Annotated in this window: 16 protein-coding genes and 1 tRNA gene; 16 read left to right on the plus strand and 1 reads right to left on the minus strand. The window is 55.7% G+C overall.

Annotation, left to right across the window (positions count from 1 at the left end; genetic code table 11):
• Nucleotides 1-43 precede the first annotated feature (43 nt).
• Nucleotides 44-2,209: an ornithine decarboxylase SpeF gene (speF, locus tag ACJ8QF_RS16580; protein WP_041922371.1), complete on the minus strand. Its 2,166-nt coding sequence runs from the start codon at nucleotides 2,207-2,209 to the stop codon at nucleotides 44-46.
• Nucleotides 2,210-2,914: 705 nt separating this feature from the next.
• On the opposite strand from speF, the gene ACJ8QF_RS16585 reads away from it, so the two are divergent.
• The 16 genes from ACJ8QF_RS16585 (at nucleotide 2,915) to ACJ8QF_RS16660 (ending at nucleotide 21,731) form a co-directional block, all read left to right on the plus strand.
• A tRNA-Phe gene (locus tag ACJ8QF_RS16585) sits at nucleotides 2,915-2,990 on the plus strand.
• A gap of 625 nt (nucleotides 2,991-3,615) precedes the next feature.
• Nucleotides 3,616-4,098, plus strand: a complete 483-nt coding sequence (locus ACJ8QF_RS16590) for an Hcp family type VI secretion system effector (protein ID WP_004937362.1) — start codon at nucleotides 3,616-3,618, stop codon at nucleotides 4,096-4,098.
• 47 nt (nucleotides 4,099-4,145) lie between these two features.
• Entirely contained in the window at nucleotides 4,146-4,628 is a 483-nt protein-coding gene (locus tag ACJ8QF_RS16595) for an Hcp family type VI secretion system effector (protein ID WP_004937359.1), read from the plus strand.
• 36 nt (nucleotides 4,629-4,664) lie between these two features.
• Nucleotides 4,665-5,525: a hypothetical protein gene (locus tag ACJ8QF_RS16600; RefSeq protein ID WP_226883070.1), complete on the plus strand. Its 861-nt coding sequence runs from the start codon at nucleotides 4,665-4,667 to the stop codon at nucleotides 5,523-5,525.
• Nucleotides 5,526-6,435: 910 nt separating this feature from the next.
• A complete protein-coding gene (locus tag ACJ8QF_RS16605) occupies nucleotides 6,436-7,731 on the plus strand; it encodes a lysine N(6)-hydroxylase/L-ornithine N(5)-oxygenase family protein (protein ID WP_033645776.1) in 1,296 nt (431 codons plus the stop codon).
• Nucleotides 7,732-7,781: 50 nt separating this feature from the next.
• A complete protein-coding gene (locus tag ACJ8QF_RS16610; RefSeq protein ID WP_004937352.1) occupies nucleotides 7,782-8,666 on the plus strand; it encodes an ATP-grasp fold amidoligase family protein in 885 nt (294 codons plus the stop codon).
• Between the two features lie 639 nt (nucleotides 8,667-9,305).
• Complete coding sequence (locus tag ACJ8QF_RS16615) at nucleotides 9,306-10,220, plus strand: alpha/beta hydrolase (RefSeq protein WP_442537693.1); 915 nt, start codon at nucleotides 9,306-9,308, stop codon at nucleotides 10,218-10,220.
• Nucleotides 10,221-10,647: 427 nt separating this feature from the next.
• Complete coding sequence (locus ACJ8QF_RS16620) at nucleotides 10,648-11,058, plus strand: GNAT family N-acetyltransferase (RefSeq protein WP_004937348.1); 411 nt, start codon at nucleotides 10,648-10,650, stop codon at nucleotides 11,056-11,058.
• 27 nt (nucleotides 11,059-11,085) lie between these two features.
• Nucleotides 11,086-11,775: a helix-turn-helix transcriptional regulator gene (locus ACJ8QF_RS16625; RefSeq protein ID WP_004937346.1), complete on the plus strand. Its 690-nt coding sequence runs from the start codon at nucleotides 11,086-11,088 to the stop codon at nucleotides 11,773-11,775.
• Between the two features lie 20 nt (nucleotides 11,776-11,795).
• The gene (locus tag ACJ8QF_RS16630) at nucleotides 11,796-13,097 is read left to right on the plus strand and encodes a cytosine permease (RefSeq protein ID WP_004937343.1); all 1,302 of its coding nucleotides are present in this window, start codon (nucleotides 11,796-11,798) and stop codon (nucleotides 13,095-13,097) included.
• 529 nt (nucleotides 13,098-13,626) lie between these two features.
• A complete protein-coding gene (locus tag ACJ8QF_RS16635; protein WP_004937341.1) occupies nucleotides 13,627-14,241 on the plus strand; it encodes a helix-turn-helix domain-containing protein in 615 nt (204 codons plus the stop codon).
• Nucleotides 14,242-15,138 (plus strand): queuosine precursor transporter, encoded by an 897-nt coding sequence (locus tag ACJ8QF_RS16640; RefSeq protein WP_004937338.1) that lies wholly within the window; start codon nucleotides 14,242-14,244, stop codon nucleotides 15,136-15,138.
• On the plus strand, nucleotides 15,116-15,955 hold the full coding sequence (queF, locus tag ACJ8QF_RS16645; RefSeq protein ID WP_154871717.1) for an NADPH-dependent 7-cyano-7-deazaguanine reductase QueF: 840 nt from the start codon (nucleotides 15,116-15,118) through the stop codon (nucleotides 15,953-15,955). The genes ACJ8QF_RS16640 and queF overlap by 23 nt, the downstream gene beginning before the upstream one ends.
• 122 nt (nucleotides 15,956-16,077) lie before the next feature.
• Nucleotides 16,078-18,225: a phosphocholine-specific phospholipase C gene (locus ACJ8QF_RS16650; RefSeq protein WP_442537694.1), complete on the plus strand. Its 2,148-nt coding sequence runs from the start codon at nucleotides 16,078-16,080 to the stop codon at nucleotides 18,223-18,225.
• 85 nt (nucleotides 18,226-18,310) lie between these two features.
• A complete protein-coding gene (locus tag ACJ8QF_RS16655) occupies nucleotides 18,311-19,447 on the plus strand; it encodes an ABC transporter substrate-binding protein (RefSeq protein WP_442537695.1) in 1,137 nt (378 codons plus the stop codon).
• Nucleotides 19,448-19,607: 160 nt separating this feature from the next.
• Nucleotides 19,608-21,731 (plus strand): TonB-dependent receptor family protein, encoded by a 2,124-nt coding sequence (locus ACJ8QF_RS16660; RefSeq protein ID WP_280631210.1) that lies wholly within the window; start codon nucleotides 19,608-19,610, stop codon nucleotides 21,729-21,731.
• The last annotated feature ends 23 nt before the right edge of the window (nucleotides 21,732-21,754 follow it).

Consider the following 21,754-nt stretch of genomic DNA (forward strand, 5'->3'; position numbering starts at 1 on the left):
CCCGCGTGGAAATGAGAAGGGCCGGTGCGAACCGGCCCTTTTTTTACTGCTTGATCATATAGCCAAAGATGCGCTTCCAGCCGTGATCTTTTTTCTCGATGTAGACCCCCTGCAGCTCCGGCGAGAAGCCCGGCAGGCGGTTGATACCCTCCTCCAGCGCCAGGAAGTAGCGCTGCACCGCGCCGCCCCACACTTCGCCCGGCACCACGCACAGCACGCCCGGCGGATACGGCAGGGCCCCTTCCGCCGCGATGCGCCCTTCCGCCTGGCCGATCGGCACCAGCTCGACGTTGTCGCGGATAAACTCCACGTTGGCGTCCTGCGGGTTCATCACCACCGGCGGGAAATGATCCTGACGGAACATCTCCTTTTGCAGCTGCTTAACGTCAAAGCTGACGTACAGATCGTGCATCTCCTGACACAGCCGGCGAATGCTGTAGCCGCGGTAACGCTGCTCGTTCTTGCGGTACACCGTCGGCAGCACCACGCTCAGCGGCGCATCCTCTTCGACATAGCGTTCGAACTGCGCCAGCATCTCCACCAGCTGTTCCATCTTGGCCGGGTTCTCCGCCGGGGTCAGCAGGAACAGGATCGAGTTGAGATCGCACTTCTCCGGCACGATGCCGTTCTCGCGCAGGAAGTTGGCCAGAATGGTGGCCGGCACGCCGAACTCGGTGTATTGGCCGGTCGCGGCGTCAATCCCCGGCGTGGTCAGCAGCAGCTTGCACGGATCCACCAGATACTGATCCTGGGCATAGCCTTCGAAGCCGTGCCACGTCTCCCCCGGCACGAAGGTGAAGAAGCGCGCGTCGTTGGCGATCAGATCGGTATCGTGATCCTGCCAGTCTTTGCCCGCCACCTGCTGCGGAATAAACGGCTTCAGCTGCGAGCAGCGCGTGAGCAGCTGTTTGCGCGTCTCAATGCCCAGCTTGACGCAGTCCATCCACATGCGGCGCCCGGCGGGGCCGGCGTGCATCTTGGCGTTGACGTCCAGCGCGGCGAACAGCGGATAGAACGGGCTGGTCGACGCATGCAGCATGAACGCGTTGTTCAGGTGCTTGTGGTTGCAGTGGCGCTTTTGCCCTTTGATATGGTCGTCTTTCTTATGGATCTGCGAGGTCTGCGAGAACCCCGCCTGCTGTTTATGCACCGACTGGGTGACGAAAATGCCCGGATCGTGCTCATCCAGCTCCAGCAGCAGCGGCGAGCACTCTTTCAGCATCGGAATAAAGCCTTCGTAACCCACCCAGGCGGAGTCGAACAGAATGTAATCGCACAGGTGGCCGATGGTGTCGATCACCTGGCGAGCGTTGTAAATCGTGCCGTCGTAAGTGCCGAGCTGAATGATCGCCAGCCGGAACGGCCGCGCCGCCGCGGCTTTCTCCGGCGCCACCTCGCGGATCTGCTCGCGCAGATAGCGTTCGTCGAAGCAGTGCGCATCGATGCCGCCGATAAAGCCGAACGGGTTGCGGGCGGTTTCCAGATAGATCGGCGTGGCGCCGGCCTGGATCAGCGCCCCGTGGTGGTTGGATTTGTGGTTGTTGCGATCGAACAGTACCAGATCGCCGCGGGTCAGCAGCGCGTTGGTCACCACCTTGTTGGCCGCCGAGGTGCCGTTGAGCACGAAGTAGGTTTTATCGGCGTTGAACACCCGCGCCGCGTGCTTTTGCGCATCCTTGGCCGAGCCTTCGTGGATCAGCAAATCACCCAGCTTGACGTCGGCGTTGCACATATCGGAACGGAACAGGGTCTCGCCGTAGAAATCGAAAAACTGCCGGCCGGCCGGGTGCTTGCGGAAGAACTCGCCGCCCTGATGGCCTGGGCACGCAAAGGTCGAATTCTCCATCTCGACGTAGGTCTTCAGCGTTTTGAAGAACGGCGGCAGCAGCGCCTGCTCGTAGGCGTCGGCGGCGGCCTCCAGCTGCGCCATGTAGAACGGCTTGCTGGCGCCGGCCAGCAGCGCGAAAACACCACTGACAAACGGCAGATAGTCCGGCGAGAGATGCTCGTCCCCTTCCACCGCCACGAAGGTCGGAATGTCGAACCCCGTCGCCTGCAAGCGCGCCAGAATGCCGGCGTTCACGTCGGCGACCGACACCACCGCCGCCGCCACGTCGGTGTAGTCCGTCTGCTCTACGCGCACGATCTGGCGCAGCGTCTCAATGGTGGCGACCAGGCTGGCGCTGGTCGCGATTTTCAATTCTTTCATCATGCTGACTCTCAAACGGTGAAGGATGAGGGTGTGCCACCGGCACGGTAATGAGATAACGCGGTTATCCCGGTAAAAGCGATACCCGGGCACGGCAGCATAAGCGGCGTGCGTGACCGGCTCATGATCGGGGATCATCAGGCGGCTATCGGGGGAACTGGTCTTGGCAGCGTCCGACAGGCATCAGTAAAATCAGGGCCGCAGCGCTGGCTTTACGCATGCCTAACAGCGAGCGTCAGGCGGCCTTACCGCATGGCCGGCAGGCGTATTCGGGCGGATGACGTGCGGAGGAAACAACGGCGGAACGGTGGCGGCGTCAGATGTCTGGTGCGCAGCAGCGCTTGAGCAACAAAACCAGTCATGCCAATAACCCTCTGGCTTATAAGAAGCGGAAACACCGTCAGGGAACGGAGAGTGCTAAAATTTGCGCAATGATTGCATGATTCGTTGCAGGGTTCAAGCGAGAATCGCCTTGATTGAACGTCCATTGATTAAAGCATAATTCATTGTTATTTAATTGAAAAGCCAAAAATCGCGCGTTTAAAGATGGTATAATTACACGTTTTATATGCATATTTATTGAATGCGGATATCCCCCCGTCCCCCGCTCCTCCGGGCTTGCTGCCTGAAAATAGAGCAACCGATCGGCTTTGTGACAGAAAGCGATTGACGCCATCCGGCCAATACGGTTTAATGCGCCCCGTTGCCCGGATAGCTCAGTCGGTAGAGCAGGGGATTGAAAATCCCCGTGTCCTTGGTTCGATTCCGAGTCCGGGCACCATATTCAGAAGAACCCGCTTATGGCGGGTTTTTCGCTTTCTGAGATACGGACTCTCCATCGAACTGCGTTCGATTATTCGGCCAAGGGCCTCACCCTGCGGGCCAGCGCTAAAGCGCTGTTCAACGCGGCGCCAGCGCCGGTTGTCCGAGTCCGAGTCCGAGTCCGAGTCCGGGCACCCTATTCAGAATAACCCGCCTATGGCGGGTTTTTCGCTTTCTGGGGTACGGACTCTCCATCGAACTGCGTTCGATTATTCGGCCAAGGGCCTCACCCTGCGGGCCAGCGCTAAAGCGCCACCGCATCATCCGATGGATGTGCAATTTCGCATTACAGGTGCACTTTCTCAAAAGGCCCGTCCCCAATCCTCCAGGCGTCAAACGAGCGCACTCATATTCTCCGTTTATTGAGTGTTTTTATTGTCATTCGGTGATGGAATATAGCCACGAACCTCTAACGGTATCACTTTGTTAAATCACAATATATTGGATTAAAACTAGGAACATTCCGAATAAAAACGACATTGCTGTTAATTCATTCATATAAGGCTATGCTGAATTTTACCCATTGATAAGACATTTTTAACCTATTCCGCTGCCAACGCGAAATAATGGAGGATCCGGCGACAATGGCAATTGATATGTATATGAAAGTTGAAGGAATGACGGGCGAGTCCCAAGACAGCAATCATAAAGGATGGACCGACGTACTTTCGTTTAACTGGGGCGCTTCACAGCCAGGAAATATGGCTGTCGGCGGTGGGGGCGGTTCCGGGAAAGTGAATTATCAAGACCTCCGTATTCAAGCGCTTATCGACAAATCTACACCCGCCATTCTTAAATATTGTTCCAGTGGAAAACATGTCGCGAAAATCGAGCTTTCCGTATGCAAAGCGGGCGGCAACCAGGTGGAATATTCCAAAATCGTTCTCGAAGACGTGCTGGTGACGCAAACCGATTTTAATGGTGTCGGTCAAAATGATGCGATCCTGGTTGATTACGCCTTCCAGGCGTCAAAAGTCACCATGAGTTACTGGGAACAAGGCAGCAGCGGCACTAAAGGCGCGGAAAGCAAATCTGGTTGGGATATCAAGCAGAATAAAGAGAGCTAAGTGCATTCGGGCACCTAACAATACGTTAATGATCGGGTGATAAAATCATGGCAATGGATATGTTTTTAAAAGTTGAAGGCATTAATGGCGAATCGAAAAATGCGAATCACAAGCAATGGATCGATGTCTTCTCCTTTAACTGGGGCGCGCGGCAGCCTGGCAATATGGCCGTTGGCGGCGGCGGCGGTACGGGTAAAGTGAATTTTCGCGATCTGACCGTACAGGCTCTGATAGATAAAGCGACACCTGCCTTATTGAAATACTGTTCGGCCGGTAAACACCTCGCCAAGGTGCAGTTGTCGCTTTGCAAAGCCGGTGGGCAGGAAGTGGAATATACCCGCATTACCCTGGAAGATGTATTAGTGACTCATACCGACTTCATCGGTGTCGAGCACGGTTCCACGCTAGGCATTGAATACTCTTTTCAGGCCGGTAAAGTATCGATGGAATACTGGGAGCAAGCGAAGCAAGGCAATAAAGGAGCTTCGGTGCAGATGGGCTGGGACATTAAGCAAAATAAAGAAAGCTAATCACATTACGGTGCATATCGTAATGGCGGGGGGATTATGGCATTTCCTAAGTCACATGAAATTTTAGCTCTGACATCGCAACACGAATCGAATAATCGGGTGTCAGCCAACTTTTTGACCCGTGAGATTTTGAATGAGGCGCTGATCCTCGTCAGGTCTCTGTCACCAGAAGAAGTCTTTCGATTAACAAAAACGGAGACCGGCCAGATCGCGTTTACGCTGGGTGAACTCAAAGATGAAAACAACCGCCGATTGACAGCCAATAATATTGAGTCAGGACAACGACCAGGCGGAAGAATTAATCATCTGGATAACCGCATTAATGTCTCTTTTCCCGGAACCTCATGGCAAATGGGGGCGCGTGTTCAGCATTTTGAGAATATCGCGTCGAGTACCGTCGGCGGAGCCGGTCTGGTTTTGATCGCGGGATTATGGACGGGGGCCGGTTCTGGCGTTGGCAGCATTTTAGGCAGAAATGCCGCCCAGCTCGCGGTAGTGACTGGCACGTATTTGGGTAAACGCTTCGTGACCAATAAAACCATGGTCGTGAATCAGATGGCGGCGCATATCAAAAACCTTGCCGATATGTTTAACTCCACCCACAACGCCTTTAATGATTTCAAGTTCGAAAGCGCAGCCAAGCGCGCACAATACAGTCCCGATCCTCAGGCAGAGCACCCTATTACTTTTGAACAGAAAGTCACGGATAACAATGCAGTTCCTGCTAATCATACCGATGCCATTCAGGCTATCGTGCGCCGTTTTGTGACGGGAACTTACCAACGTGTAGATATCGTCGGCCAGGGCGATATGTTTATAAAAGTCTTTTTCAGCGATGGGGAACTGGACATTTCGCAAGCCCAATATGACTACCTCAGCAATTTGAAGCTCCCGTGATTGATCAACCTGGCAGGTCTTCGCGGTTCTGGCGCAACGGTTGTCATTCTGTCCAGGGTGCAAAAATGCCTCGAACTGACGGAAAGATTTTTATTGTCGGTAAGAATGGTCAATGACGATGACAAGGCAGACTGCCGGATCGGACGCGATCGTTGCGCCAGCGTGGCCAGTTTTTTTCACACTCGGCTCAAACAAGCGCCCTCTCCGGGCAGTCTTTGTCCGGCATTAATTAAACGAACCCTGCCCCCGGTAGTTAACGCGAACCCTCCGCGTCCATAGGGTGCAACTCGGGGTAAAATATTGCCGTTCGGGGGGCAACAAGAGGAGATAAAGGTACAGAAATGTGCGTATCACCTTAGTGAAAAAGTGTGATGCCCTGCCGCAAAAAAACAAAATAAAGCATTGAATTAAATGATAAAAATTAACTTACAACGCACGGATTTCATAATTTCACTTCCGATTTCATCTTTGCAAAAAGCATCCTGCCTCTAATATCACGTTATTTCACCTTCCCCGCGCCTATTTTAAGGCTATTCTAAGCAACGAATACACCGAGCCCGGCAGTGCAATGGCATATACATCAGAAAAGCAGATAAGAACTCATACGGTGGGCATCCTCCCTGGTGGCCGTTTTCATGGCTTGATGAATCAGGGGGGCATCGGAATTTTACTTAGGAATATTCATTAAATACACGCGCAAACCTTCATAGGGATTTTCATGGAAAGAAATACGCCCGTAGCCTTTGCCTGATGCGCTACCTAATGCTAAACGGGCATTTAAAATTGCGGTATTTTTGGCCCGTACACCTTTTAATTACATTTAATTCGTGAAGCTTAATTATAAGAAAAAGGCAGCCTCTATCTGCAGTCGTATTTCTGGGTATTATTCTCATTATACTGGAGCTTATTAATGAATCAGCGTTTGGATATCATCGGTATTGGCCTTGGCCCGTCGAATCTTAGCCTGGCAGCCTTAGGAAGTGAAATAGAGGGATTTACGGGACAGTTCCTTGAGCGCAAACCTCATTTCTCCTGGCACCCAGGGATGATCCTGGCGGATTGCAGTATGCAGACCAACTTTTTAAAAGATTTAGTGAGCGCGGTTGCCCCAACCAATCGCTACAGCTTTCTCAACTATCTGGTAAAAAACAGAAAATTTTATCGTTTCCTGACGACGGAGCAGCGCACCGCATCGCGCGAAGAGTTCGCCGATTACCTCACCTGGGCCGCCGCCGGGATGGGATCATTGGCATTCAATCAAGACGTTCAGCGGGTCGAATTTGACGATCGGCAGCGCCAGTTTGTGGTGACCACCTCGAATAAGGTCTTCCACGCCAAACACGTCAGCATTGGCATAGGCAAGAAAATAAAGTTGCCGGATTGCGTGACGACGCAAAGCGATCGCTGTTTCCATGCCAGCGAAATGATGCTGCGCAACCCCGATCTGACCGGCAAACGCGTGGCGATCGTCGGCGGCGGCCAGAGCGGCGCAGATCTGTTCCTGAATATTTTTAAAGGGGAATGGGGGCAGCCGGCGCAGCTCGACTGGATATCGCGCCGCAATAACTACAATGCGCTCGATGAGGCTGCTTTTGCCAACGAATACTTCACACCCGATTACGTCGAGAGCTTTTACTCACTGGACAGCGCGGCCAAGCGGCATATGCTGGCCGAACAGAAGATGACCTCAGATGGCATCACCAGTGAGTCGCTGCTGGCGATTTATCGCGCCATGTACCACCGCTTCGACGTCCTGCGCGAGAAATTATGGGTGCGCCTGCTGCCCAGCCGTTCGCTGACGGCCGTGAAACACACGCTGGATAACGCCTTCCAGCTCGAAACGCGTCATCATCTCGATCACGGCCAGGAAACCTTCAAGGCGGACGTGGTGATCTTTGCTACCGGATATCAATCGGCGACGCCTGAGTTCCTTGAGCCTTTGGCCCACCGGTTGTTAAAGACTGCGGACGGCGAATACCGCATAGCCCCGGACTTTACCTTTGAGTGGGAAGGCCCAGCGGAGAACTGCTTATTTGCGATGAACGCCAGTATGCATAATCACGGCATTGCCGATCCTCAGCTGAGCCTGATGGCCTGGCGATCGGCCCGCATTCTTAATCGGGCGTTAGACCACAAGCCTTTTGATCTGGGAACAACGCCGACAGCCATTCAATGGCGCAGTGAAAGCGTGCCGCCCGCGTTTTAAATACAAGAACGTCTTAATCATTGTCACTATGCTTTGATGGAATTACGTATATGAAGAGACAATTCAAGAAGTTTATTCTGAATCAGCTGGCCGTATTAGCCCCCGAGTTCAAGGCCAGATTGATATACAAAAGGGCATTTGGCAAACCGCTGAATTTACAGTCGCCATCAACCTGGAATGAAAAAATAAATCATCTTAAGTTGAATGACTACAGTAATAACGCATTAGTGACTCAATGTGCAGATAAATATGCGGTGAGAGAGTACATCAAAGAAAAGGGATGCGAAGAGATTCTTAATGAGTTGTATTTTTCCTGTGATTCAGTGCAGGAAATACCGTGGGAAACGCTGCCTGATAAATTTGTCATTAAGGGAAACCACGGTTCAGGGTATAATTTAATTTGCCAAAATAAACAATCGTTGAACATTAAAAGCGCCTCTCATCTGATCGATGGATGGATGAAAGACGATTACTGGAAAACCTATGTAGAACTCAACTACAAAGGGATACAAAAAAAGATCATTGGGGAAAAGTATATCGAATCGCCCAATGGTCACGGGCCTGAAGACTATAAAATCTATTGTTTCCGCGGTGTGCCTTACTGCACCTTGCTGTGCGTCGGCAGGGATACCGGGACGCCAAAATATTACTTCTTCGACAAAGAGTTCAAGTTCCTTTGCTATAGCGAAGACTGTCTGGCATTGAGCCAGGAGGAGATAGACGCTTTCGTGAAGCCTGAGGGATATGATGAACTGTTTGAGTACGCCACTCGCTTGTCGGCGCCCTTTGAGTTTGTTCGCGTTGATTTCTACATCTCGCAAGGCCACATCATTTTTGGCGAGCTGACCTTTACCCCCTCCGCCGGATTGGATACGGATATTTTGCCGCCGACCGATATTTTGCTTGGCAAGATGCTGACGCTGCAGCAGCACTGATTTTTACCGGACGCCCACAGGGAAGATCGGGCGGCGCAGTGCCCAGCGCGAGGAGGAATACCGGCCGGCATGTTCGCAACCTGCCGGCCGGTATTGCCCTGAAGGTATCGGGCCCATGATCTCGCTTGTTCATACCGCCGTTACAGAAAAACCCCGCCACCTATCCCTGATAGCCCGCAACCGACCCAGGCGCAATACCTTAGCCGGACCACATAACCATTTGAAAAATAATGGCATTAAATGATCAATAAGAATCACTTACATATTTATAATAAAATGTTCTATATGTATAGGAAGCTATAATATAAGATACCGGAAAGTTTCCCTGGTGTTGTTGTGTGTCTTTGCCCTATTTTATAGGGCTTTTTTTGCTAAAAATCGTTGATAACCGTGTGTTTCCCCCGCTATTCGCCATTCCCCTCCCCATAAAAACCATAACCATTTCTAATTAATTGCAATCTCTCTTATTCCTGACTTACCAATAATAACAATGAGTTGCTATTAACCCGGCAAAGCAACTGGCGGCCCTCTTCCGGGTTTTGGCCGCCATTCGCGGCCGGAATGTCCGCCCTAAAGGTAGGTTTTTGCCGGGCGCGAACGGATGCTACTATCGGCCTTTTTCCGAAGGTGTTAACCCGCATGTTTTTGTCCAACCGGCATTTTATCTCTGCGCTTCTGGCGCTCGCCATCGGCCTTTGGCTGCCGGGTTCCGTGCTGGCCAGGCCCGATTTGGAACGCAAGATCGGCACTACCGTAGCCGATAGCGATTCTGCCGATTACCGCTTCAGCGACCTGCGCTTCACCTCCGCCGATGGCCGACGGCATTACCGCGTTCGCATCGCTCAACCGCATCGGGCGCCTGAGCCGGGCGGCTATCCAACGGTTTATTTCCTCGACGGCAACGCGGTGCTGATGGAGTTAAACGCCGCCTTACTGGCCAAATTGGCAGCGGCGAAGCGGCCGCCGGTGCTGGTCATGATCGGCTATGACAACGATCTGCGCATCGATGCCGCCGGCCGCGCCTACGACTATACGCTCCCTCTGCCGGCAGGCATGAAGACACCGCCGCGGGCCGGCGGGGGCGCGGATGCGTTCCTGCAATTGATTGAAACTCGGATCAAACCGGCGATCGCCGCCAGACTGGCGGTCGATCCGCAGCGGCAGACGCTGTGGGGGCACTCCTACGGCGGGCTCTTCGTTCTGCACACGTTGTTTACCCATCCTGCCGCCTTTCAGTGCTATATCGCCGTGGAACCCTCGCTGTGGTGGGGCAACGGCATGATCCTGCAAGAAGCGCAGCAGATGACGGAACGGCGCGCGGCGCCGGCGATAAGGCTGCAACTGTGGGTTGGCCTGGCGGAACGCGATCGCGCGGCCCCGCCCGGTGTAAAGAGCCCCGCTCTGCCGGCGGACGCAACGCATTTGCTGGCCGAACAGCTGGCGCAGCTTGACGGTTTCACCGTCGGCTATCGGGAATGGCCCGCCTTAGGGCACGGCGCCATGCTGGGCGCGACCATCGAGCCGGCGCTGGGCAGCGTCATCGCAGAAGACTGAATTCGCGGCTCAGAAGGTATCGGCCACATTTTCATCTGCGGCGCATATCTTCTGATAAGAAGAGTGTTTAATATCTGAGACAGAGAACGGTGGCCGCGGGCGGGCGCGTCAAAAAACAAAGTGGCTCCCCCGTCGGCAAGTGAGCTTGCTCTATCCGGTGGAGCCATACAGTACTGCAGTTTTCCCGGTGGGGCCCTGGTGAGGCGCAAGTAGGAAAAGATGGTGTAAGCAGGGCATTTCAGCGTTTTAATACCGCCTGTTTCACTATTTTCTTCTCCCTGTGGCGCCTATCATAAGCGCCCGTTCACCAGGCGGAAAAGGGTGAAAACCACCCTTGAAATACATTAACGAAAGTGATATTAGAAGCGGTTGGGGCGAAAGCGCCTAGTTCAGTTTTGAATAATTAAATCAGGGAATTATATTAAAAATGAATATTAATATCACCGACAAACCCAACCCGCAGGATGAAGAGTTCGTTATCGACAGCCTTTGGGCGCACAATCACAAAACCCAGCCCGTAGACATTCACCCGCTGTTCCTGACCGTTACCGACGACAACCAGCAGATCGTCGGCGGCCTGGTCGCGCGCACCTGGTGGGGCGGCCTGGAAGTGCAGTATCTGTGGGTTGGCGATCAATGCCGCAAAAGCGGGTATGGCCGCCAATTGATGGAGTTGGCCGAAGAAGAAGCCCGCAAGCGCGGTTGCCATATGGCCTATGTCGATACCTTCGATTTCCAGGCCAGAGGCTTCTACGAAAAATTGGGCTACCGGGTCTATGGCGAGCTGGGCGACTATGCGCATCGCCACACCCGCCATTATCTGGCTAAAAGCCTGTAACGCGGCCTGAGCGGCACAGAGGTGGGTATGGGTTCATCACATAAAAATAATGAATCTTATTTTAAGGGCCTCATCACCATGATGGAGCACCTGAGCGAACCCTGGGGCATCAAAGACCACCTGTCCCGCCACCTCTATATGAACCGCGCCGCTTATCTCTATACCAATACGCCGCTGAATTTCGACGTCGCCGGCAAATATGACCACGAGTTCCCCGCCGACTGGGCCGACTCCGCCGCCGACTTTATCGAGCATGACAAGATGACCGAAGCGGCGCGCGATCGGGTCACGGTCATAGAAACGCACTACTGGTACGGCAAAGACAGCCTGACGCCGTTTATCAGCGAAAAGCTGCCGGTGTACAACGATGACAAACAGGTGATTGGCGTGATCTGGAACGCCAAGCCGATGAACAGCCTGTCGCCGCTGAAGTACATCAATCAGCAAAAACCCAGCGTGTTGACCACCGAAGTCAATAACGAGCTGTTCACCCGTGCCGAACTCGATGTTATTTTCCTTATGCTGCAACGATTTACGGTGAAAGAGATCGCCAAAATCTATAATGTCAGCAATAAGACCATCGAAAACCGCATTTATAACATTTACCAGAAGGCCAACGTGCATACTCAGCAGCAATTTGAGGAGTACTGCAAATACGCCAATCTGGATAACTACATTCCCGATCGCCTGATAACCAAAGGCATTCAGTTTATTTGAACCGCAAGGAAGATCTCACCGTGATAAAGATCGAAGATTATCCGCTCACCCGGGTGCCGCAGGATAAACGAGTTTCGTTTTTAAGCGTGGCCATCGTGCATATGGGCATGCTGACCGCACTGGACCAGTTCATGCTCGGCGCCGTACTCGGCAATTCCATGACGCTGATTGACGCCTTCACCGCCATCTTCGTCGGCAGCCTGATCTTCGGCGTGGTGACCTACGGCCTGGGGCTGGCGGGCATGCGCGAAGGCATTTCCGGCAGCCTGCTGGCGCGCTGGTGCGGCTTCGGCCGTCTGGGCTCGGTGCTGATAGGCGTGGTGGTTGCCGTCAGCCTGCTGGGTTGGTTCGGCATTCAGAACGCCATTTTCGCCAAGTCGCTCGACTTCGCGCTCGGCAATAAGCTGGGCTTCGGCCTGGCCGCCGGGCTCTCGGGCACGCTATTGACCATCCTGGTGGCATTCGGCTTCAAGGCGCTGCGCATCGCCGCCCGTATCGCGGTGCCGATGTTCATCATGCTGGTGGCCTATATTTCGGTGACCGCGCTTTCCGGCCATAACCTGCAGGAGATCATCCAGCTGGCGCCGCCGGGTGAACCGCTGACCATCAGCGCCGGCATCACCATCGTCGTCGGCGGCGCCATCGTGGCCAGCCTGATGACCCCCGATCTGACCCGTTACTCCAAAAACGGCAAACACGTGCTCGGCGTCACGCTCTTCACCATTATCGCCGGCGAGTTCGTGGTGAACGGCCTGGCGATCCTGATCGCCAAAACCCTGGGCACCGCGGATGTGGTCACCATCATGTCGCAAGCGGCCGGCGGCGCCGGTTTGCTGGTGGTGGTGTTCTCCACCCTGCGCGTCAACGATCTCAACCTGTACTCTTCTTCGCTGGGCATCGTCAATGCGGTGGAAGGCATCACCGGCAAGAAGCTGAAATACACCTACACTACGCTGGTGATCGGTATTCTGGGCACCACCCTGTCGGTGCTGGGCATTCTTGACCGCTTTGTCGACTTTCTGACGGTGCTTGGCGTGGTCTTCCCGCCGATTATCGGCATCATGCTGGTGGACTATTATCTGCTGCGCAGCCATCGCAAGATCCTGGATGAGAGCCGCCGGACCGGCCAGTTGCCGAACGAAACGCCAACTATCGGCTGGGCGGCGATCGTCGCCAGCATCGCCGGCGGCGCCGTTGGCCTGGCGACCGAATGGGGCGTACCAACCATCAATTCCCTGGTCGCTGCCAGCCTGCTGTATTGGCTGCTTAAACTGGTCTTCAGCCGGGCGCAAAAACCGCTGGCATCACAGAAATCGCTCTGATTTTCGTGAACGCGGTAATGCACTCCTCCGGTAACGGGGGAGTGTTAGACGCTCGAAAAGGGGATTCAATGCAAAAGAATGAGCCGATCGCGCAGACAAACGGCCGTGGTGGTTAGGGTCCCTGGTGTCGGTAGCAAGCTATCCATTATGCTCAGAGTGTGGCAACGCCCCCTCTGAGCTTTTTATTATAAAAACTGTCGGCTTCCGTGTTTTGATCGTAAAGAGAAACTTCAGCTTGCATGAACAGTAGCCCATGAAATCGGCTTTGGTCAACATAAAAGTAAACATAAAACCGGCTTTTGTGTTCACTTTTCCATAAGAAAAACCTAATCAATTGATTTGCACGGCTTTATCTTTCGCGCAGAGAAAGCAGACCGCCTCCGCTGATATCATTGCGCTAAACGGCTGACGGAAAACAATAATTACTGCTAATAATCAGTTCGTTACCTGCTCGCCTGCGCCTTTTTATCTGGACAACGCCACTGCGTAAGATATAGTGAAGCCTGCGTAATGTTTGTAAGGACAGCCAATGAAAACCACCAACGCACAGCGCAAAATCAACATCATTAAAAATATTGAATATCTGATGCGTACCCGCGGTGAAACCAAGGCTTCCTTTTCCAATCGCAGCGGCCTGACGCGCACGACTCTCTACAAAATTCTTGACGGAAGAGTGAACAACGTTCAGCAATCCACCGTGAATCGGATCTCCGATTTCTTCGGTGTCTCCTGTGAAGAGATCGAAGATTACGATCTGGAAAAGCTGGAGCTGCTTAACGAAACGCTGTCCACCGAAGGCAACAAGAACCCTTCCGCCATTCCGGTAATCCCGCAGTCGCGCTATCTGGCCGTCTCGCAGCGCAAGATCGGGCAACTGGTCACTGAGTTCCCTTTGACTTATTTCTTCGGCGATGAGTCGAACATGTTGGCAATGAAAATAGAGACCGAAATTAAAGGGTCATTTATTCCCGGCGAAGTCATCATCATCAAACGCCCGCCGGTACTGATTTGCGATTCGCCTTTGCTGTATCACTCGGGAAAAAGCGGCTTCTTTGTGGTTGACGACAAAGACAGCGAAAGCATGGACAAACGCCCTCAGGACACCGTGCAATTCCTGGGTTACATCGTTGGAGAAAGGCTATAAATGGAACCGAATCAGAAGTTCAAGCTGTTGGGCTTCACCCGGCATGGCACCATCGCGGCCAATGTCATGGTATTGGCCACCGGCAAAACCATCACCATGGGGCTGAATGAGCTGGCCGACAGCGAAATATCGGAAGATTTAAGCCGGCATGAGCTGCAGGCGCTGTACCGTAAACTCTATGGTGACAACCAACAAAAAACCGCCTACGAGCTCAGCGATCGCCATGAACGATCCTGGTACGCCTACCTGATTATTACCGTGGCACTCAGCGTGATTTATATTTTCTCAACGCTGTGCGGCGTCAAGCCAATCCAAATCCCGGTGCTGAATCTCATCACGCCGCCGGCGATCTTCATTTACCCGCTCACGTTCATTCTGGTGGATATCCTCAACGAATTCTATGGCTTACGGCTGGCCAGGCGCACCATCATCATCTCGTTTATCGCCAATCTGACCTTCGTCCTGGGCGTTTGGGTAACGACGCTGGTGCCGAGCATTCCGCAGTGGGAGTACAGCGAGACCTACAACGGCATCGTGCACAGCATCATGGCGGTGCTGGTGGCCTCGTCGGCGGCCTATCTGATCTCCGAAAACGTCAACTCCTACCTGCTCTGCAAAATCAAAGAGTTGACCAATTCCCGCTACCTGTTTGTGCGCGTGATCACCAGCACCGTAGTGGCTTCGGCCATCGACAGCGTGGTGTTCTGTACGCTGGCGTTCTACAACGTGCTGAGCTGGGACATCATCAAAACCATGATCCTGTCGCAGTTCCTGATCAAGGTGGTTTACGCCCTGCTGGGCGTCGGGCCGATCTACGCCACCCGCAGTCTGTTTAATCGCTACATCAATACCGAACAAGCAAAGGGCAATGAATATGCATATCCAAAAGCAAGATAAAATCACCCATCTTGGCGCGAACTCCGATTATCCGGATCAATATGCTCCCGCATTGCTCGAAGCCTTGCCGCGTGCCCGCGGCCGCGATCTGATCGGCGTGGACGAGCGGCAGCTGCCGTTCAGCGGCTTTGATCTCTGGACCGCCTTCGAGCTGTCCTGGCTCAACGCCAAGGGCAAGCCGGTGGTGGGCATCGGCGAATTTACCTTCCCGCATTCCTCGTCGAACCTGATCGAATCCAAATCGTTCAAGCTGTATCTCAACAGCTTCAACCAAACGCGCTTCGACAGCGTGGAACAGGTGAGCGCCGCCATGCAGAAGGATCTGTCGCAGGCGGCCAATGGCCAGGTCACCGTCAAGCTCTATCCGGGTCTGGAAGGTTATCCGGCGCAAATCGATCGCCTGCCGGGCATCAACATCGACGATCTGGATATCGCGGTCGACGACTTCGCCTTCAAACCGGAATACCTGAGCGGCGCGGCCGAGAGAGGGGAGCACGTAGCGGAGACGCTGTCTTCCAATCTGCTGAAATCCAACTGCCTGGTCACCAATCAGCCGGACTGGGGCAGCGTGGTGATCCGCTATGAAGGCCGCCAAATCGATCGTGAAAGCCTGCTGCGTTACCTGATCTCCTTCCGCCAGCACAACGAATTCCACGAGCAGTGCGTCGAGCGCATTTTCAACGACATCAAGCAGAGCTGCCGCCCGGAAAAACTCAGCGTGTTCGCGCGTTACACCCGCCGCGGCGGCCTGGACATCAACCCCTTCCGCAGCGATTTCGAAACAGCGCCGACGCTCGGCCGCCTGATCAGACAGTAAGCCTCATCCCCAATGCTCCCGCCAGGGAGCATTGTTTCTCTCGCTTTCATCTCCCTGTTATTTTTCGCCATTATCGTCGTCAGCGGCTATCTTCAAAGCACACTGACGGAGATTAACGACGCATGCCTGACCTTTCTCGCAGAGACATCCTGCGGGCTGCCGCCATCGGATCGGCGTTCTCGCTGTTGCCCGCCTCGATTCGCAAAGCGCTGGCCATTCCCGCCAATAACCGCACCGGCACCCTGCGCGACGTCGAACACGTGGTGATCCTGATGCAGGAGAACCGCTCTTTCGATCACTACTTCGGCACCTTGCCGGGCGTGCGCGGCTTCAGCGATCGCTTTACCATTCCACTGCCCGGCGATCGCCTGGTCTGGCAGCAACAGGGCGCCGAACGGCTGGTGCTGCCCTACCATCTGGACAGCAAACACGGCAACGCCCAGCGCGTCACCGGCACGCCGCACTCGTGGGTGGATGAGCAAGCCGCCTGGGATCACGGCCGCATGAGCGCCTGGCCCACCTACAAAACGCCGGCCTCGATGGGCTACTACCGCCAGCAGGAGCTGCCGTTCCAGTTTGCGCTGGCCAACGCCTTCACCCTGTGCGATGCCTATCACTGCTCCATCCACGCCGGCACCAACACCAACCGGCTGTTCCACTGGACCGGCACCAACGGCCCGTCCGCCGCCGACGTGGCGGTGGTGGTCAACGAATGGGACAGTCCCGGCCCGGCGGACAGCGGCTACCAGTGGACAACCTATCCGGAACGGCTGGAGGCGAGCGGCGTCAGCTGGAAGGTATATCAATTCCTGCCGGACAACTTTACCGACAACCCGCTGGCGGGTTTTCGCCAATACCGCGCCGCCAGCATTCAGGTGGGCAACCCGGCGTGGCCGCCGAAAGACTTCAACGCTTTCGTGCCTTATAGCGATGCGCTCAACGAGGCCGCACCGCTGTACAAAGGCAACGGCAACACCCTGCCGGCCGCCGACGGCAACGATCTGGACGCCATGCTGGCCGGATTCCGCGCCGACGTGCAGCAGGGCAAACTGCCGCAGGTCAGTTGGATCATCGCGCCGGCGGCCTATTCGGAACACCCCGATCCCTCCAGCCCGGTACAGGGCGGCTGGTTCACCCAAGAGATCCTCAACGCGCTGACCGACAACCCGGAGGTGTGGAGTAAAACCGTTCTGCTGGTCAACTACGACGAAAACGACGGCTTTTTTGACCATATGCCTTCGCCTTCCGCGCCGTCGCTGCGCGAAGACGGCAGCTTCGCCGGTAAATCGACGGTGCCGTTCGACACCGAGATCTTCCAGCACGTGGCGCCTCCCGGTTCGCAGGATCAACCGCCGCCGGACGGCCGCATCTACGGCCCCGGCCCGCGGGTGCCGATGCTGGTGCTGTCGCCCTGGAGCCGCGGCGGCTGGGTCAATTCGCAGGTTTTCGATCACACCTCGGTGCTGCAATTTTTGGAAAAGCGCTTTCAGGTGCATGAGCCCAACATCAGCGCCTGGCGCCGCGCGGTGTGCGGCGATCTCACTTCGGCGTTCAACTTTGTCGATCCTAACGGCGAAGCGCTGCCGAGCCTGCCCGCCACCAGCCGCCACGCCGCCGACGGCCTGCGCCAGCGTCAGGAACAGCTGCCGCAAGTGCCGCTGCCATCGCCCGCCCACCAGCGTTTACCCCACCAACGCCGCCTGTCGCGCCCTTCCCGCGCGTTGCCCTACCAGCTGCACGTCGAGGCCAGCGTCGCGGCCGAGCAACGCCGCGTGACGCTGAACCTGTTCAATACCGGCGAGCAGGGAGCGGTGTTTCACGTCTACGACCGGCGCGATCTGGCGCAGATCCCGCGCCGTTTTACCGTCGAGGCGGGCAAGGCGGTCAGCGACGACTGGCAAACGGAGAATGAGTACCATCTGTGGCTGCTTGGCCCCAACGGCTTTCATCGTGAGTTGCGCGGCGCCCTGAGCCGGCCGCAGCCGGAGGTGCGTTTGCGCCCGACGGGCCGCAACCTGCTGCTGCAGTTGAATAACCCGGCCCCCGAAGCGATAACGGTCACCCTTGAACGCTGCCCTTACACGCAGCAAGGCCCGTGGCCTATCACGCTGCCTGCGGGCGGCAGCCATCAGCAAGCGTTTGACGCCCGCGCCAGCGGCGGTTGGTACGATATTACGCTGCAAAGCGCCGGGGGCTGGCTGCGTCGCCTGGCGGGGCGGCTGGAAGATGGCGAACACAGCGTCAGCGACCCGCTGATGGGCCATGAATAACTATCGGCATCGAGGGAGTTCAAAAATCGAAAGGATATCGCTTATCATTGCGCTCTCGTTCTTCGCCGATTACCCAAGGATCTTCATGCCCGCTGTTCTTATCGCCAAAGCCGGCCGCTGGTTGGCCGCCTGCGTTTTACTGTTGGCCGGCGCCGCTCAAGCCGCGCCGATCGTCGTCACCGATGTCGCCGGCCGCCAGGTCACCCTGCCGCAACCGGCCAAACGCGTTATCCTGGCCGATGCCCGCGCGCTGCTGGCGCTGAATATTCTGCATCCGCAGGAGCCGCTGAAAAACATCATCGCCTGGGACAACTCGCTGAAGGTCAAAGCACCGGATCTGGTTGAAGCCTACGCGAAAAAATTCCCACAGGTCATGCAGATCCCCACCTTCGACAACCCCTACACCAGTGATTTCAGCGTGGAAAGCGCGGTGGTGCGTCAACCGGATCTGATCATTTTCGACATTGGCCTGCTGAGCAAATTGAAAGACAGCGGCGTGCTGACCCATCTGGAAAAAGTCGGCATCCCGGTGCTGATCATCGATTTTCGCCAACAGCCGCTCACCAACACCGTCGCCAGCATGGCGCTGTTGGGTAAAGTATTTGACGAGCAGCCCAATGCCGACGCCTTCATCCGTCTCTATCAGCAGCGCCTCGAGCTGGTGCGGCAGCGGGTCGCCACGCTGAAACCGGAGCAGCGCCCCAGCGTCTTCATCGAGCGCAGCGCCGGCATCAAAGGCGAACAGTGCTGCAACACCTTCGGCAAAGGCAGCTTCGGGCAGTTCATCGAGACCGCCGGCGGCAATAATATTGGCAGCACGCTGTTTTCAGACATGGGCGGTGAAGTGAACGTCGAACAGGTGATCAGCAGCAACCCGGATTTCTATCTGCTGACCGGCGCCGACTGGAGCCGCGGGCATCGCGGCACGCTGGCGGTGCCGCTGGGTTACGCCACCGATATGGCCACCAGCCAAAAGAAACTGGCGCACCTGCTGGATCGCACCGGCATTAACGTGCTGAAAGCGGTGAAAGAAAAACGCGTGATGGCGATTTACCATCAATTTTACGACACGCCGCTCAACTTTATCGCGGTTGAGGCGATCGCCAAGTTCCTGCACCCGGCGCTGTTTAAAGATATTGATCCGCAAGCGGATATCGAAATGGTGCACCAGAAATTCACCGCGCTGGATTACAGCGGCGTCTTCTGGCTTACGCCGCAATAGCCCCCGCCATGGCCCGCCAGCCGGGCCCTGTTTCCCGCATTCATTATTTAGTTACCCGCTTAACTATCCCGTAACAATTCTATTTACTTGCCAATAATTATCATTAAGATTGTCTTTTCTAAAAAAACACATCCGGGTCTGAAACTCTTAAGGCATTATTATGTCACCTCTTTTTCGGCTTTCTCTGCTGACGGCTTCCATCGCCATCGCATTCCCTGTCCTTGCTACTGATAACTCATCTCAGAACGATACCGACACCGTGACCGTCGTCGGCAACTGGCTGGACAACCCTGATACCAGTTCGGTGCTGCTCAACCATCCGGGCGCGCGTTCCATCGTCACCCAGCAGCAAATGCACGAACAGGGCGACCAAACCATCGCCGATAGCCTGCGCGGCGTACCCGGCGTGCAAGTGCGCGACAGCAACGGCACCGGCGGCAGTGACATCTCGCTTAACGTCGGCGTGCGCGGCCTGACTTCGCGTCTTTCTCCACGCTCCACCATTCTGATGGACGGCGTCCCGCTGGCGGTCGCGCCTTACGGCCAGCCGCAGCTGTCGATGGCCCCGCTGTCTATCGGTAATCTGCAATCGGTGGACGTGGTGCGCGGCGGCGGCGCGGTGCGCTACGGGCCGCAGAACGTCGGCGGCGTGATCAACTTCGTTACCCGTGACATTCCCAAAACGTTTGGTGGCACCGCCAGCGTACAAACCCAGGGCGCCAGCCACGGCGGCCTGAAGACCCTGACCAGCGCCTCCGTGGGCGGCACCGCAGACAACGGCCTCGGCGCCGAACTGCTCTACTCCGGGCTGCACGGCCAGGGTTACCGCGACAACAACGACAACACCGACATCGACGATTTCATGCTGAAAACGCGTTATGCGTTCACCGATCGTGACGAGCTGCTGGCCAATTTCCACTACTACGACGCCAAAGCCGGCATGCCGGGCGGGCTGAGCACCGCGCAATACGCGCAAAACCCATTCCAATCCACGCGGCCGTGGGACCAGTTCGAAGGCCGCCGCAAGGATATGTCGTTCAAGTACAAACATCAGGAAGACGACAAACAGTTCGAAGTGTTGACCTACTTCACCGACAGCTACCGCGGCAGCAACATCGAATCGGAAGGCACCGGCAAAAACGCGGGCCAGCGGCGCATGGTCTCCTATCCGCGCCACTATTCAACCTGGGCTATCGAACCAAGTTACTCGCAGGTCTTCCGTTTCTGGGATATGGCGCACGAGATCACCCTCGGTTACCGCTACCTGAATGAAACCATGGATGAAAAGGCGTCGCGTTCGGCCTGGTATAACCCGGCGAATATCGGCTCGACGCCGGAGACCCCGGATTATTACCAGCACACCTCCGGCGGCACCGCGGCCAACGCGTTCTATATCGACGACACCATTAACGTCGGCAACTGGACGGTCACGCCGGGCCTGCGTTATGAAAGCATTCGCACCCACGTGGACGATTCGTTCAACAACATCAGCCGCGAGAAAAGCTACAGCGAGCCGCTGCCATCATTGAACGTGATGTACCACCTGTCCGACGCCTGGAAACTGTTCGCCAACGCCAACACCTCGTTCGGCAGCATGCAGTATTTCCAACTGACCAAAGGCGGCAACGGCAACCAGCCGGCGCCGGGGCTGACGGCGGAAAAAGCGCGCACCTATGAGTTCGGCACCCGCTACGACGACACCGTGGTCAAGGCCGAGGCCACGCTGTTCTACATCGACTTCGATAACCAGCTGCAGTACATCAGCAACGACGTGGGCTGGACAAACATGGGTGCCACCAAGCACAAAGGCATCGAGCTGGCACTCAGCTACGATCTCAGCGAGTTGAATCGCGCGCTCGACGGCGCCAGCGTCTACACCAGCTATACCTACACCAAGGCCAGCACCGACAAGGGCGACTTCGCCGGTAAAGATCTGCCGTTCTACTCGCGCCAGGTCTATACCGTCGGTACGCGTTACGCCACCGGCAGCTGGGTATGGAATCTGGATGGTTATGCGCAGTCGAAACAGCATTCGCCGGGCACCGGGCCGGAGTACATCACGCAGGAAAGCGCCGATGGCCAGTTCGGCAATATCGCCGGTTACATGGTGTGGAATATGCGCGGGGAATATAACTTCGGGCCGCAGCTGTCGAACCTGACGCTGGGTGCCGGGGTGAAAAACCTGTTCGATCAGCGCTACTTCACCCGCTCCAACGACAACAACTTCGGCAAGTACGTCGGCGAACCGCGCACCTTCTTCGTGCAGGGGTCAATCGCCTTCTAATGTCGGGGCCCGGCAGGGCCTCG

The organism is Serratia sp. CY81684, from assembly GCF_052166595.1.
Classification (GTDB): Bacteria; Pseudomonadota; Gammaproteobacteria; order Enterobacterales; family Enterobacteriaceae; genus Serratia; species Serratia nematodiphila.